Raw genomic sequence first — 14,770 nt, forward strand, 5'->3', positions numbered from 1 at the left:
AGGCGATCGGTTGTGGCCATATGCGCTTCCGCATCCAGCCGGACGTGACCATCGCGCTCGGCACGCGCGTCAAGGTCCCGGGCGACCGCATGATCGGCGACGACGTGGAGCTGATACTGACCCGCCAACGCACTGAGGATAAACCGCCCTATCAGCGGCTCCTGGGCGATGCCATGGAAGGCATTAGCGATCTCTTCACCCGGGAGGACATCGTTGATGCGGAATGGTGCATCGTCGAGAACATCTTGGGCAATGTGACCCCCGTCTACAGCTACGATCCCAACACTTGGGGGCCCAGCGAAGCCGAACAGCTCTTCGGCGCGGACGGACGCTGGCTCAATCCAACCTCGAAATAGTCGATAACCCATGGCCGAAACGCACAGTTCCGTCTTTCTATTCGATGTGGACGACACGTTGCTGGACAACGACCGCATGAAGTCCGACCTCGGCGACTATGTTGCGGCGACATTCGGCGACGGTGCTCAGCACGAACTATGGGCGCTCTACGAGGAACAGCGTGACAAGCATGGCTATGCGGACTTCCTCGGCACGCTGGAACGGTTTCGCCTCGCCCATCTAGCGGACGTGCGCGTCGTGCAGTTGGCGAACTGGGTCATCAACTACCCCTTTTCCGAGCGGATTTTTCCCGATGCGCTGGCCGCCGTGCGCCATGTGAGCCAATGGGGACTGCCCGTGATCCTCACCGACGGAGACGGCGTCTACCAGCCGCACAAGTTGGAGCGGGCCGGCCTGACCGATGCCTTTGGCGGGCGCGTCCTGAACTTTGTGCACAAGGAAACGGAACTCGACGCCGTTAAGCGCGCGTTTCCCGCCGCGCATTACGTTCTCGTAGACGACAAGCTGAGCGTCCTCGATGCGGTCAAACGCGCCTGGGGCGACACGGTCACGACTGTGTTCCCGCGCCAAGGTCACTACGCCAACGATCCCGAAAAACTGAAGGACTTGCCGCCAGCGGATATCGAAATCGCCCGCATCGCTGATCTGATGATGCACGACTTCGGTGCGATCTGCCCGCCTAAGGAGGAGATAGACCCGTGAAGCCCACGAAAGCCCTGCACGATCTCGGTCAAAGCTTGTGGATCGACGACATCACCCGCGACATGCTCGATAGCGGCACTCTCAAGAAGTATATCGACGAGTTCTCCGTAACGGGGCTCACATCGAACCCGACGATCTTCGACAACGCCATCTCGAAGAGCGCGAGCTATGATGACGAGGTCCAGCGGCTGTTCAAGGTGGGCTATTCGGGCGAAGCTCTGTTCTTCGAGCTCGCCCTACAGGACTTGTCGCGCGCGGCGGACATGTTCCTGCCGACCCATCAGCGCACCGCGAGCGTCGACGGTTATGTCTCGCTCGAAGTCTCGCCCTTGCTGGCCTACGACACGCAAGCAACGGTCGCCTCGGCCAAGCGCCTGTTCGAGCGTGCCCACAAGCCGAACTTGTTCATCAAGATCCCGGGCACCAAAGAAGGCCTGCCCGCAATCGAGGAAGCGATTTATTCGGGCGTCTCCGTCAACGTGACGCTGCTGTTCTCCTCCGAGCACTGCGTGAAGGCGGCCGACGCCTATATGAAGGGGCTCGAGCGGCGCGTGGCCGAAGGGCTTTCGCCGGATGTGCGCTCCGTCGCCTCGATCTTCGTCAGCCGCTGGGACAAGGCGGTGTTGGACAAGGTGCCAGCGGAGCTGAAAGACAAGCTCGGCATCGCGGTCTCACACCAGTCTTATCGCGACTATCGTAAACTGTTGGACAGCGACCGCTGGCAGCGGCTCGAGTCCATGGGCGCGCGACCCCAACGGCTGCTCTTCGCCTCAACCAGCACCAAGGACCCTGCTGCGCCCGACACGCTCTACGTCGAGGCGCTCGCCGCCCCCAACACGGTCAACACCATGCCCGACAAGACGCTGCTGGCCTTTGGCGATCACGGCAAGCTCGACGGCGTGCTGTCCCTCGACGGCGGCGATTGCGAGGACATCCTCGCCGCTTTCGAAAAAGCCGGCATTTCTGTCTCAGGCCTTGCGGCACAGCTGCAAAAGGAAGGCGCGGCCTCCTTCGTAAAGTCGTGGGAAGACCTGCTGCAGTCCATCGAAACCAAGAGCAAGGCGCTCGGCTAAGGGAGACTATTCCGATGTCCAACGTCACCGATACGCCCGCCTGGCAAAAGCTGGCCGCCCATCACGACAAAATCAAGGATGCGCATTTGCGTGACCTTTTCGCGGACGATGCGGCCCGCGCTGAGAAATTCACGGTCGAGGGCGCAGGCCTCACCTTGGACTACTCGAAACAGCGCATCACCGAAGAAACCGTGTCGCTCCTCGCCAAATTGGCCAAGGAGCGGAAGGTCGCCGAACGGCGTGACGCCATGTTCCGCGGCGACAAGATCAACGTTTCGGAGAACCGCGCGGTGCTGCATGTGGCCTTGCGCGCGCCCCGAGACGAGGTGATCGAGGTAGACGGCCACAATGTCGTGCCGGATGTGCATGCGGTGCTGGACCGCATGTCGGCCTTCGCCGAGAAGGTTCGCAGCGGCGCCTGGGTCGGCCATACGGGCAAGCGCATCAAGAATGTCATCAATATCGGGATCGGCGGCTCCTACCTCGGGCCGGAGATGGCCTATTTTGCGCTCCGGCCCCATTCGGACCGGGACATGACGTTCCGGTTCGTCTCGAACGTGGACGGGGCCTGCTTCGAGGAAGCCACGCGCGACCTGGACGCCGAAGAAACGCTGTTCATCGTCTCCTCGAAGACGTTCACCACGCTCGAGACCATGACCAACGCCGCAACGGCGCGCGCTTGGGCGGTGGGCAAGCTTGGCTCAGAGGATGCCGTCGTGAAGCATTTTGTCGCCAACTCCACCAACACCCAAGGCGTGAAGAAGTTCGGCATCGACACAGCCAACATGTTCGAGTTCTGGGACTGGGTCGGCGGACGCTACTCCATGGACTCGGCCATTGGCCTATCCACCATGATCGCGATTGGGCCGGGCGGATTCCGCGACATGCTCGCAGGTTTCCACGAGATGGACGAGCATTTCCGCACCGCGCCGGTGGAGCAGAACCTGCCGATGCTGATGGGGCTGCTGACGGTCTGGTACGACAATTTCTTTGGAGCGCGGACGCTGGCCGTTCTCCCCTATTCGGAGCACATGAAGCGCTTTCCAGCTTATCTGCAGCAACTGCAAATGGAGAGCAACGGCAAGCACGTGAACATGGCCGGCGTGCATGTGAAGACGCAGACCGGCCCGATCATCTGGGGCGAGCCGGGCACCGACGGGCAGCACTCCTTCTACCAGCTCATCCATCAAGGCACGAAGCTGATCCCGTGCGACTTCATCGGCTTTCTCACGCCCTTAAGCGCCCTCGCTCACCAGCACGATCTGCTGATGGCGAACGTGTTCGCGCAGGCCGAGGCGCTGGCCTTTGGCAAGACGGCGCCGGAGCTGACCGCGGAAGGCTCACCAGCTGCGCAGACGCCCTTCCGCGTGACCGAAGGAAACCGTCCCTCTAACATGATCCTCGCCGACAAACTCGACCCGAAGACGCTGGGGCGGCTCGTGGCGCTTTACGAGCACAGCGTGTTCACGCAAGGGGCCGTGTGGAACATCGACTCGTTCGATCAATGGGGTGTGGAGCTCGGCAAGGTGCTCGCGAACCGCATCATCCCCGAACTCGAGTCGAAGGATGTGCCCAAACTCAGCCACGACTCGTCGACCAATGCGTTGATCGAACGTTACCGGGCCCACAAGGCCTCGTAATGCCTCGCCCGGCACGGCTTAGGCTTCGACGGCGACGTCGCTCGAAATCTGCGCTTGGCAGGCGAGGACGTAACCGTCCGCCTTGTCTTGCTCGGTGAGGGCATCGTCGTTCGCCATGGACACGTCGCCGGCATGGAGCTTGATGCGACAAGCGCCGCAAGTGCCGGTGCGGCAGGCATTGTCGATGAAGACGCCCGCATCTTCGGCGGCATCGAGGATGGTCGCCCCTTCTTCCAGAGGCGCCAAGGCGTCGGACAGATCGAACAGGACCTTGCCGGCAATCGCGGCTTCCACGCTACTGTGCCGCCGTGTTGGGTCGCGTTTGTCCGTGCCGAACGCCTCCATGTGGATGTTCGCTTGCGGCATGCCGAGTGCCACCAGATTTGCCTTGGTGGAGTCCATCATGGTTAACGGACCGCAGATATAAGCGTGTCGTGCAGCAACGTCAGGAAGAACCTCAGCGAGCAGCGTAGCGTCGACCCGACCCTGCCGCCCGGTCCAAGATCGGTTGGGGCGGGTGAGGGCGGTGACGACATGAAGATTGGGATTGCGCGCCGCGAGCGCGGCGACCTCGTCGCGAAAGATCAGATCCGCTTCGGTGCGGAAACCCAGAACCAGATGGATCTCCCCTTGCCACTCCTTCTCGGTAAGATAGCGGGCGATGCTCATCATCGGCGTGATACCGACACCACCGGCAATCAGCACGATGCTGTCGGCCTCCTCCCCAGTGAAGTAGAACGTGCCGTTCGGCGATTCCACATCGAGCGTATCGCCGGGCCTTAGTTCGTCATGCAGCCAGCGCGACACCAGACCATGCTCCTCGCGCTTCACCGTGATCTCGACGCTGTCACGCCAGTTGGGGGACGAGGCGATGGTATAGGAGCGCTTGGTGGGCACGCCGCCCGGTGTCCCGCTTAGCGTGAGAACCTGTCCCGGGTGATGGTCGAAGGGAATGGGCCTCCCATCTGGTGTCTTCAAACGGAAGGTCGTCACGTTGTGGGTCACGCGCTCGGTCTCGGCGAGAACGAGCTTGCCTTGCCACCGTATTTTTCCGGTTGCCGGGTCGTTGGCAAGGAAGCGAGCGGGACCGCTCCTCATAGCGGACGTCTCCGGAACGATCTCGACCTTCTTTCTGCGCGGCGAGGCGGATGGGAAACATTTGCCGAAGGCGAGCAGCAGTCTCGGATCTCCCTTGATGCGGATTTTTCGGCGCAGCAGTGCCAGCGGCAAACCCTTTTCTGCAGCCAGAAAGTCTAGCCATGTTTTTGAGTCGGCCGTGACGTGAATATCCGCCTCGCCGATGAGCCCATCTTTCACCTCAATGGTGCGTTTGGAGACGGTGATCGTCGCCTCGCGCGGGTCCGCGCCCGTAAAGACAAAATGGAAAATGGCGTCTAAGCCTTTCGATCGATTGGGCTGGAAGTAGACCGGCATGAACGTCAGTAACGTGTCGATACTCCGGGCCCGGATACCGTTGGAGATCGGCTTCACGGTTTTGTTCTTGAACCGCCGCCGCGCAATGTCTGCTGCGTCCGTCCCCTCCATTACATAAAGGGGCTCGGGCCGCTCCTGGAGCGGCCGCACCACCTCCTCCATGTAACGCTGCTTGTCCTTGAGGTAAGGTCCGATGACATCTTCGCCAGCCGGGCATACGGCCAGACAGTAGGCCGCATTGTAATTTGGCTGAAAGGCCAGAGACTGCCACATGGACATGGACTCCGTGTCGCTCACCCGCTCGCGATACTCAAACGCATCACGCGAGTCCGCGACTTGCTCGGCCCAGTCGGTGAAGCCGCCCAGGAAGTCTCGGTAATTATGCGTGAGGCAAGAGGAAAAGTTGAACGATCCATCGGCCCCGATCGCACCCACCGGGCACGCGGCAACGCAGAGCTTGCACTCCAGGCAAGGGTTGTAGTCGATCGGCGCGTTACGGGTTTCAACGACCGCCTCTGTCAGCACGGTGCCGAGCAGGACGAAATTGCCGAACTTGGGATGGATGAGATTGCGGTGAATGCCCATGTGACCGAGGCCAGCCTCGACCGCGATGGGCTTGTGAGAGATGAGCCACGGCACGGAGCTTCCCATTTCCATGGGGAACCCCATTGACGGGTTGACCGCCCGGATGCCGCGCGCCTCGAGCTTTGCTACGATGGCTGCCCCGATATGATCGATGTCATGCCCGGCCCGGTGGAATTCGAGATTTGCAACGGAGCGCGGCGGTCCTTGGATCGGCCCGCGCGCCATACGGGCCACGAACGCGACGAGCGTTTTGGTCCAGGGATAGTTGCGCAAGAGCTCGTCGCGCTGGGGCTCAAGGGCCGGGCGCGCAATTTCGATAAGGCCCGCATCGGCCGCGCCGCAGTCCAACGCGAGCTGGCGAAGCTCCTCGGCGCCGATCGACGCTGGAGTCGCGTCGCTCGTGCCGTCGTGGCGTGAGGCCTCAAGACGCCGAACGGTGGGATGGTCTTCCAGTCGCATATTCATGCGCTCCGCCGGTTCGATCCGTTCACTTTCGAGGCCGAACTTTCGGTGACCAGCCGTGCAATCTCCTCGGGGCGTTCCAGAGCCGAAAAATGGCCCACCTCCCGCAAGGTGATCATGCGGCTACCCGGCACGAGATGGGCTGCATCCGTTCGCTCCTGCGGCTTCGACCAATCGTCTTCGCCATAGATAAACGTCACCGGTACCGCGATGCGCGGATAAAGCCGGCGCGCCGCGATATAGCTTGGCAGGGCGCGGTAGTAGCTCACGTCCGCAGTCGCGTAGCCGGGACGACTGCCGCTCCTGAGCTGCTCCAGAACGAAGTCTTTGGGTAGCTTCTTTGGATCGTGGAGACCGCCACCCATGATGCCGCCGAGAATCATCCGGTTCGTGAGTGTTGAGAAGACCGGTCCAATGACCGGTGCCCGCAGGGCCTTGATGATTACGTTAGCGAGTAGGTTCGCGCGCTCCACACCTTGCGGATAGTCGTAGGTGTTCAGCGCGATGACCTGTCGAGTGCGGGACGGGATCTCCGTCGAAACAGTCAACGCGACCGTCGCGCCGATGGATTCGCCGACAAGCGTCACATCCTCGAGGCCAAGCGTTTCGATGAAATCAACCACAGCCTTCCGGAGCGCGGGCTCCTCGTAACTGGTGCCGGGCGTGATGTCGGACCAGCCAAGCGCCGGGAAGTCGACGGCGTAGATCGTGAAGCGATCGACAAGCAGCGGAATGAGACGCTGGAAATAGTCGAGCTGGGTCCGGAGCGTGTGCAACAGAACGAGGGCGGGCCCCTCGCCTGTCTTCAGATAACGGAGCCTCGTGCCGTCCGGCAGTGCAACGGCGGCAATCTCGCCATCCGTATTCCAGGTCCTGGTGTAGCTGTCAGCATTGGTCGCGGGCATCGGAACATCCTCCTGATCGTGAGCCTGCATATACACTATGTTTTCTATAGTGACTTGTCAACTTATAGTAACTTGACAAAATGATTTTACTTGCTAAGTGGGAGTCATGGCTGGTGGTTACGGCATAACCGATTGCCCCATTGCGCGGGCCTTGGACATCGTAGGCGAGAAGTGGTCGCTGCTGATCCTGCGCGATCTTTTCCGCAAAGGGCCCTTGCGCTTCCAGGGACTCGCGGAGGGGCTTCCGGGCATCGCGCCCAATACGCTGTCCGCCCGGCTCAAATTGCTCGAGACTCAGGGCGTGATTGAAGCGCGGCTCTATGAGAACCATCCGCCTCGCTACGAATACCTTTTGACAGAAAAAGGCCGTTCGCTCGCGCCGGTGCTGAAAGCCCTCTACAAATGGGGCGAGACCTGTAGCTAGGTGACGGCGCCCGCCGCACGCGCGGTCTCGGCCGCATCCCGGATCGCTTTGATGTTCCCCGCATAGTCACCGCCGTCGAACACGCCCGAGCCGGATACGAGGACGTTTGCGCCGGCCTCTGCCACGAGGGGCACGGTATGCACATGAATGCCGCCGTCCACCTCAAGATGGATCGGCCGGTCGCCAATTATCTTCCGGATCGCCCGGATCTTGTCGAGCTGCGCGGAGATGAAGCTCTGACCGCCGAAGCCCGGATTCACCGTCATCACCAGAACCCGGTGCAGCTTGTCGAGCACGTATTCGATCGCACTTTCTGGGGTCGAAGGCGTCAGCGCGACACCCGCCTTCATCCCGAGGTGCCGGATGAGCTGGAGCGACCGATCCAAATGGGGGCCCGCCTCCGCATGCACCGTCACCATGTCCGCGCCCGCCTCGGCGAAGTCTGCAAGATAAGGGTCGCACGGCGCGATCATGAGATGAACATCGAATGGCTTCTTTGTCTCCGGGCGGATGGCCCTCACCACGTTCGGCCCCATGGTGATGTTGGGCACGAAATGCCCGTCCATGATGTCGATCTGAATCCAGTCGCACCCGGCCTCGTCGACCGCCCGAACCTCCTCGCCGAGCTTGGCGAAGTCGGCGGACAAGATGGATGCGGCGACAACGATGTCTTGGGCAATAACTTGGGTCATGAGAATCCCATGCGCGGGTCCAGGCCGGCTCGCACCCTAGCCCGAGTCGAAACCATGAGTCGAAGCTCGGACATCTCCTAAGCATCTTCTTTTCCCATGGTTGTGACGTTCGTCACTTTCTGCCCCTATCTTGTTCCGACCCTGTAACGAGATGAGGCAGGCGATATGACACCGGCATTTGGGACATTGCGGCTTTGCGAGGACGCGGCCGATCTGGCGCAGAAGGGAGCCGCTTTCCTATGCGAGCACGCGGCCGGCCGCTCGGAGCGAACCATCGTGGCCCTGTCCGGGGGCAATACGCCCAAGCCCCTCTATGAACTCCTCGCGCAGGAGCCGGCAAAGTCTGCGATGCCCTGGGACCGGGTTCATTGGATCCTCGGCGATGAGCGCTTCGTACCGCCGAGCGACCCCGCCAGCAATTACGGCATGGCGCGGGCGGCCTTCCTCTCGCACGTGCCCGTTCCGCCGGAGAACGTGCATCCTCTCAGAACGGATGGAATCACGCTCGACGAAGCCGCTCAGGACTACGAGGCGATGCTGAAAAGCCTTTACGGCGCGGACACGCTCAAACCCGACAGGCCCTTGCTCAACATTACGTTGCTGGGCCTCGGCGATGACGGCCACACCGCGTCGCTCCTGCCCCATGAACCGGTACTGCAGGTGCACGACCGCTGGGTGGCGCCGGTGCCCAAGGGGCGCACGGAAGAACGCGTGACCCTCACCTATCCCGCGATCAACGCGAGCGAGATCGTCGCTTTTCTTGTGTCGGGCGAAGGCAAGCGCGAGGTCCTCGACAAGATCCTGTCCGGCAACCACAGCTTCCCTGCTTCCCATATCACCGCGCGCGGAGAGGTGCTCTGGTTCGCCGACCGCGCCGCCGCAGGCCGCTGGGCATGAAGCGCACCTAAGCCGCCCGCACCATAAAGTTTGGTCCAGAACCGGGCTGTCGCCTGTGCTTCGAAGAGGACGGCGCGAACCTGTTGGGCTGAAAACTTAACCCACGCCGCAGTATCGTCATCCTTTCCTTTTCCAGATAGCCATACGCTTCGAACTGTCAGACCCATGAAAGATTAGACCGTGACCCGCCCCGTCCCGACCTCGAAAGACCTGCCGCGCAAGAGCTGGATGCCCAGCCAGGCTGAGATGGATGCCATCGCGCGCGGCGAACATGGCGATCCTTTTTCGGTCCTCGGACTGAAGCGGTCCCGCGACGGTGCCTCGTTGCGGGCCTTCCTGCCGGATGCGGAGTCCGTCACGGTGTTCGATCCGGAGACAGGCGAGGAAATTCCTCTGGTTCGCTTGCACAAGGCGGGCTTCTTCGGAGCCAAGGTGCCGATGACGTTCACAAGCGCCTATCTCAAGCGCATCGTGCGGGATGACAAGGTCGAGGAAATCGATGACTCCTACCGCTTCGGACCGATCCTCGGCGAGCTCGATCTGCATCTGTTGAGCGAAGGCACCCATCTGCGGATCTACGAGAAGCTAGGGGCTCACCTCACCCGCCACGAAGGCGTGGACGGCGTCAGCTTCGCGGTCTGGGCGCCCAACGCGACGCGTGTCAGCGTGGTCGGACCGTTCAACGATTGGGACGGCCGCCGCCACGTCATGCGCAAGCGCCCCGAAGCAGGCGTTTGGGAGATCTTCGTTCCGGGCCTTATAGCCGGCGCACTATACAAGTACGAAATCGTGGGCCCCGGCAACGAAGTCCTGCCGCTGAAGTCGGACCCGTTCGGCTTTCAGCAAGAACATCCGCCTGCAACGGCGTCGATCGTACACGGTCTACCCAACCGCACGGCGACCGACTCTGGTTGGCATGCAGATCGGGAAGCAGCCCACAACATTCACGCGCCGATCTCAATCTACGAGGTCCATCTCGGTTCCTGGATGCGCGGGACGGGCAATAGCTACCTGACCTACGCCGAACTTGCCGACAAGCTCATTCCCTATGTGCGGGATCTCGGGTTTACCCATATCGAGCTGATGCCCGTGAGCGAGTTTCCGTTTGACGGTTCCTGGGGCTATCAGCCAATCGGCCTGTTCGCGCCCACCTCACGCTTCGGCACGCCGGAGGACTTTGCGGACTTCGTCGCCCGGTTTCACGCTGCCGGTATAGGCGTGATGGTGGATTGGGTCTCGGCCCACTTCCCCACGGATGCCCATGGGCTCGGGCGCTTCGACGGCACGGCGCTGTACGAGCACGAGGACCCGCGGCTCGGCTTCCACAAGGACTGGAACACGCTGATCTACAACTATGGCCGCCGGGAAGTGATTAATTTCCTTCTGGGCAATGCGCTGTTCTGGATAGAGCGGTTCGGGATCGACGGTCTGCGCGTGGATGCGGTCGCCTCCATGCTCTATCTCGACTACAGCCGCGAGGATGGCGAGTGGTTACCCAATCAGTATGGGGGCAACGAAAACTTGGAGGCGATCGCTTTTATAAAGCGGTTGAACGAGCTCGTTTTTTCGGAGCAACCCGGCACCACAACCGTTGCCGAGGAATCGACCACCTGGCCTGGCGTATCCCGGCCGACCTACGTGGGCGGGCTCGGATTTGGCTTCAAATGGAACATGGGCTGGATGCACGACACGCTGATCTACATGCAAACCGAGCCGGTCCATCGGAGCCATCATCAGGACAAACTCACCTTCGGGCTTCTCTATGCTTTCTCCGAAAACTTCGTGCTGCCGCTGTCCCATGACGAGGTCGTGCACGGCAAAGGCTCGTTGCTCAACAAGATGCCAGGCGACCGATGGCAGAGATTTGCGAATTTGCGTGCCTATTTTGGCTTCATGTGGGGACACCCGGGCAAGAAGCTCCTCTTCATGGGCGGCGAGTTCGCTCAAGAGGCGGAGTGGAATCACGACCATAGTCTCGACTGGCATTTGCTCGCCGACGGCCTGCATCGCGGCGTCCAAAAACTCGTCGGCGACCTCAACCGGCTCTATCGCGCAACGCCAGCCTTGCATGTCTACGATACGGAGCCGCGCGGCTTCGACTGGGTCGACACCTCCGATAATGAGGCGAGCGTGATCTCCTTTCTGCGTTGGGGCAAAGAGGGCGATGCGCCAGCCCTCGTGGTGTGCAACTTCACCCCGGTCCCGCGCGAGAACTACCGAGTAGGCGTCCCCATTGGCGGACGTTGGATCGAACGCCTCAATACGGACTCCGAGACTTACGGCGGTTCGGGCAAAGGCAATCTCGCTGGCGTCAAGGCCGACAAAGAGCCCTGTCACGGACGCCCGTTCTCTTTGGATCTGACCTTGCCGCCGCTCGCGACGATCATCCTGACGCCCGAGGGTCAGGCCACCATCGGTGGATAGAGTTCGTTAAGCGGGACCGACTTCCCCGAGCTCTGCACGATCCGGCAGTGGAAGCGCTTCAAACCACGCGCGTGCGGCACGCCGCAGGAATGCGCAATGACACCCACATCGTAGCGGATGCGCTCGACATAATTTTGGACGCGCACCGCCTTGTCCTTCGGGTCAAGGCCGCGCTGCAACCGCGGATCGTGGGTGGTGATCCCGGTCGGACAGGTGTTCTTGTTGCATTTGAGCGCCTGGATGCACCCCAGCGAAAACATGAAGCCCCGCGCCGAGACGACGACATCGGCGCCGGCGCAATAGGCCCAGGCGATTTCCGCGGGCGTGATGAGCTTGCCGGACGCGATGAGCTTAACCCGGTCTCGAAGTCCATGCCGGGCGAGAATGTCGGCCACCATGGGCAGCGACTCCTTCACGGGCAGGCCCACATTGTCCATCAGCGGCATGGGCGCCGCGCCGGTGCCGCCATCACCTGAGTCAACCGTGATGAAATCGGGCGGCGCCTCGGTCCCGCGTTTACCGAACTCTTCGCAGAGCCCATCGAGCCACCCATAGGCACCAACAACGGTCTTGAATCCGACCGGCTTGCGCGTGGTCTCCCGGATGAGCTCGATCATGTCGGCGAGCTGGGAGACATTGCGAATATCCGTGTGGCCATTCGGTGAGAGCGAGGCTTGCTGCACAGGAATGCCGCGAATGTTCGCAATCTCCGGCGTGACCTTCACGGCAGGCAGAATGCCGCCCTTCCCTGGCTTTGCGCCCTGGCTCATTTTGAGTTCGAACATTTTGACTTCGGGGCGCTCGGCAATTGCGCGCAGTCGGTCCAAGTCCAGCCCCCCATCGGTATCCCGCACGCCATACTTAGCGGTCCCGATCTGGAAGACGACGTCGCACCCCCCTTCAAGGTGATAGGGCGACAGTCCACCTTCGCCGGTGTTGAGCCAGCAGCCCGCCAGTCTCGCACCGTTGGACAGTGCGCGTACGGCCGGCTGCGAGATCGCGCCATAGCTCATCCCCGAAATGTTGATGATCGAGTGAGAATCGTAGGGATTGTCACAGTGAGCGCCGATGGTGATGGGAGGGGTGGGAACCGAATCTTCGCTGAGCGTCGGAAACGGACAATTGACGAAAATCACCGTGCCAACAGGCGTCAGGTTCTTCGTCGATCCGAACGCGACCGTGTTGTCGTGGCCTCTGGCCGAGGTCGTGACCCATTCCCGCTCTGCACGATTGAAGGGCATTTCTTCACGGTCCATCGCGAAGAAGTACTGCCGGAAGAACTCGCCCAATTTCGAGAAGACGTAGCGAAAGTGGCCGAGTACAGGAAAGTTGCGCCGTACGGCGTCCTGCGTCTGGGAGATGTCGATGACGAATACGACGGCCACGGCCAAGACGATCAGTCCGACCACGAAAATGAAGAGCGTCGAGAGAAAGCCGAGCCCTTCCATGGTGAAATGCGTCACTGTGTTCAGGTCGGTCACGAGCACTACTCCATTCGTCGTAAGAGGGACCCGACAACACATCGCTGCCGGTTAAGAGCCTGTCCTCTTTGACCGGTGCGGGTCATCACACATGACATCACGTTCGCTTGACGGACCTGGGGGCTTGCAACGGACAGACTGAGCGCGTAGCAGGCAGGGCATGGATGCGATCTTCGATCAGGGCACCCCTCCGCCCTGCCCTGAGCCATTCAATTTGGCTGCCTATGTTCTGGCCCATGCCGGAAGGCTCGGCGACAAGACAGCGCTTTCGGTGATCGCGCCCGATGGCACGGAGTCGTGGAGCTATGGGGCGCTGGAATCGGCGGTGCTCGGCGCCGCGACCGGGCTCAAGCACCAGGGTCTCGGTCCCGGGGACCGGCTGCTCATGCGGCTCGGTAACAGCGTCGAGTTTCCGATCTGCTATCTCGCAGCTCTCGCGGCCGATCTCATCCCCATACCGACATCCGCGCTGCTAACGGAGGACGAGGTCGCGCGTATCGTCGAGGACGTCTCGCCGGCGCTGATCGTGGCCGGAGACGAGATCGCCGTGCCGGCGAACACGCCCTGCCCAATTCTGAGCGCTGGCAATTTCCGGGCACTGTACGACTTTCCGCCCAGCGCCTATGTTCTCGGTGATCCAAAACGTCCCGGCTACATCATCTATACGTCCGGCACGTCCGGGTCGCCGCGCGCAGTCACCCATGCGCATCGGGCGATCTGGGCCCGGCGGATGATGTGGGACGGCTGGTACGGGCTCACCGAGGACGACCGGCTGCTGCATGCGGGGTCTTTCAACTGGACCTATACGCTCGGAACCGGGTTGCTGGATCCGTGGTCGCGGGGCGCGACCGCCCTCGTCCCGGTGAGCGGGGTTGCGCCCGACCGGCTTGGCGCTCTGATCGAGGCGCATGGTGCAACGATGTTTGCCGCCTCGCCCGGGGTGTACCGGCAGCTTCTCAGGACCCCGCCAGGCCGCTGCCCTTCGCTGCGGCACGGCCTTTCGGCGGGCGAAAAGCTGCCCGATGCGACGCGGGACGCGTGGGAGATGGCGACAGGCACGCCAATCTTTGAGGCGTTCGGCATGTCCGAATGCTCAACGTTCGTCTCAGGCAGTCCCGGCCATCCCGCGCCCACCGGAACGCTGGGCTTTCCCCAGAGCGGCCGGCGCGTGGCGGTGCTGGGCGAGGACGGACCGGTGCGATGTGGCAAACCTGGAGTGCTGGGCGTCTCGCGGCGGGACCCCGGCGTGATGCTGTTCTATTGGGGCGCGACGGCGGAGACCGAAGCCCGCTTCGACGGCGAATGGTTTCTCACGGGAGACCTGGTGAGCATGGCCGAGGATGGTGCGCTCACCTATCTTGGCCGCGACGACGACATGATGAATGCCGGCGGCATTCGCGTATCGCCCCTCGAAGTTGAGAACGTGCTCAACTCCCATCCAAATGTTGCCGAAAGCGCGGCAGTAGAAGTCTCGGTCAAGGCACACACGACCGTGATCGTCGCGTTCTATGTGCCCAAAGGTCGGGTTGAGCACATCCATCTGGAGCGGTACGCGGCGGCAAGGCTCGCCCGATACAAATGCCCGCGCATTTACGCTGAAGTTGATACCTTGCCCAAGGGCCTGAACGGCAAGCTGCTTAGACGGCGCTTACGAGATAGCTACGAGAGGACTCGCGACGACGGTTAGGAAAACA

General features: G+C 61.8%; 11 protein-coding genes and 1 pseudogene. 8 read left to right on the forward strand and 4 right to left on the reverse strand.

What is annotated here, in order from left to right:
- From WBQ77_RS03835 to pgi, 4 genes and pseudogenes are all read left to right on the forward strand, one after another.
- Positions 1–356 (forward strand): annotated as a pseudogene (locus WBQ77_RS03835) (glucose-6-phosphate dehydrogenase); the annotation flags it as partial.
- 10 nt (positions 357–366) lie between these two features.
- A complete protein-coding gene (locus tag WBQ77_RS03840; RefSeq protein WP_424058984.1) occupies positions 367–1,059 on the forward strand; it encodes an HAD family hydrolase in 693 nt (230 codons plus the stop codon).
- The gene (gene tal / locus WBQ77_RS03845) at positions 1,056–2,132 is read left to right on the forward strand and encodes a transaldolase (RefSeq protein WP_424042459.1); all 1,077 of its coding nucleotides are present in this window, start codon (positions 1,056–1,058) and stop codon (positions 2,130–2,132) included. Before WBQ77_RS03840 ends, tal begins: the two co-directional genes overlap by 4 nt.
- Before the next feature lie 14 nt (positions 2,133–2,146).
- Positions 2,147–3,772, forward strand: a complete 1,626-nt coding sequence (gene pgi / locus WBQ77_RS03850) for a glucose-6-phosphate isomerase (RefSeq protein WP_424058986.1) — start codon at positions 2,147–2,149, stop codon at positions 3,770–3,772.
- 18 nt (positions 3,773–3,790) lie between these two features.
- On the opposite strand, the gene WBQ77_RS03855 is transcribed toward pgi, so the two are convergent.
- Entirely contained in the window at positions 3,791–6,256 is a 2,466-nt protein-coding gene (locus WBQ77_RS03855; protein WP_424058988.1) for a 2Fe-2S iron-sulfur cluster-binding protein, read from the reverse strand.
- On the reverse strand, positions 6,253–7,158 hold the full coding sequence (locus WBQ77_RS03860) for an alpha/beta fold hydrolase (protein WP_424058990.1): 906 nt from the start codon (positions 7,156–7,158) through the stop codon (positions 6,253–6,255). Before WBQ77_RS03860 ends, WBQ77_RS03855 begins: the two co-directional genes overlap by 4 nt.
- A 106-nt stretch (positions 7,159–7,264) precedes the next feature.
- Between WBQ77_RS03860 and WBQ77_RS03865 the strand changes: the two genes are divergently transcribed.
- Positions 7,265–7,582, forward strand: coding sequence for a winged helix-turn-helix transcriptional regulator (locus WBQ77_RS03865; RefSeq protein WP_424042463.1), 318 nt, complete (start codon positions 7,265–7,267; stop codon positions 7,580–7,582).
- Here WBQ77_RS03865 and rpe read toward each other — a convergent pair.
- On the reverse strand, positions 7,579–8,274 hold the full coding sequence (rpe, locus tag WBQ77_RS03870; RefSeq protein WP_424058992.1) for a ribulose-phosphate 3-epimerase: 696 nt from the start codon (positions 8,272–8,274) through the stop codon (positions 7,579–7,581). The two genes, WBQ77_RS03865 and rpe, sit on opposite strands and share 4 nt — an antisense overlap.
- A 165-nt stretch (positions 8,275–8,439) precedes the next feature.
- On the opposite strand from rpe, the gene pgl reads away from it, so the two are divergent.
- A complete protein-coding gene (gene pgl, locus WBQ77_RS03875) occupies positions 8,440–9,171 on the forward strand; it encodes a 6-phosphogluconolactonase (protein ID WP_424058994.1) in 732 nt (243 codons plus the stop codon).
- A gap of 228 nt (positions 9,172–9,399) precedes the next feature.
- Complete coding sequence (gene glgB, locus WBQ77_RS03880) at positions 9,400–11,595, forward strand: 1,4-alpha-glucan branching protein GlgB (RefSeq protein ID WP_424059009.1); 2,196 nt, start codon at positions 9,400–9,402, stop codon at positions 11,593–11,595.
- On the opposite strand, the gene WBQ77_RS03885 is transcribed toward glgB, so the two are convergent.
- Positions 11,574–13,076 carry an FMN-binding glutamate synthase family protein gene (locus WBQ77_RS03885; protein WP_424042466.1) on the reverse strand — a complete coding sequence of 501 codons (1,503 nt, stop codon included), beginning with the start codon at positions 13,074–13,076 and terminating at the stop codon, positions 11,574–11,576. The genes glgB and WBQ77_RS03885 overlap by 22 nt on opposite strands.
- A gap of 160 nt (positions 13,077–13,236) precedes the next feature.
- On the opposite strand from WBQ77_RS03885, the gene WBQ77_RS03890 reads away from it, so the two are divergent.
- Entirely contained in the window at positions 13,237–14,763 is a 1,527-nt protein-coding gene (locus WBQ77_RS03890) for a class I adenylate-forming enzyme family protein (RefSeq protein WP_424058995.1), read from the forward strand.
- Positions 14,764–14,770: the final 7 nt, after the last annotated feature.

Origin of the sequence: Methyloceanibacter sp., assembly GCF_049590335.1 — a bacterium.
GTDB lineage: Bacteria > Pseudomonadota > Alphaproteobacteria > Rhizobiales > Methyloligellaceae > Methyloceanibacter.

Coding starts and splice junctions, on each gene's coding strand:
- WBQ77_RS03890 (WP_424058995.1), top strand. CDS start 13,237: ATGGATGCGATCTTCGATCAGGGCACCCCTCCGCCCTGCCCTGAGCCA.
- WBQ77_RS03855 (WP_424058988.1), bottom strand. CDS start 6,256: ATGAATATGCGACTGGAAGACCATCCCACCGTTCGGCGTCTTGAGGCC.
- rpe (WP_424058992.1), bottom strand. CDS start 8,274: ATGACCCAAGTTATTGCCCAAGACATCGTTGTCGCCGCATCCATCTTG.
- pgl (WP_424058994.1), top strand. CDS start 8,440: ATGACACCGGCATTTGGGACATTGCGGCTTTGCGAGGACGCGGCCGAT.
- glgB (WP_424059009.1), top strand. CDS start 9,400: ATGCCCAGCCAGGCTGAGATGGATGCCATCGCGCGCGGCGAACATGGC.
- WBQ77_RS03860 (WP_424058990.1), bottom strand. CDS start 7,158: ATGCCCGCGACCAATGCTGACAGCTACACCAGGACCTGGAATACGGAT.
- WBQ77_RS03840 (WP_424058984.1), top strand. CDS start 367: ATGGCCGAAACGCACAGTTCCGTCTTTCTATTCGATGTGGACGACACG.
- pgi (WP_424058986.1), top strand. CDS start 2,147: ATGTCCAACGTCACCGATACGCCCGCCTGGCAAAAGCTGGCCGCCCAT.
- WBQ77_RS03865 (WP_424042463.1), top strand. CDS start 7,265: ATGGCTGGTGGTTACGGCATAACCGATTGCCCCATTGCGCGGGCCTTG.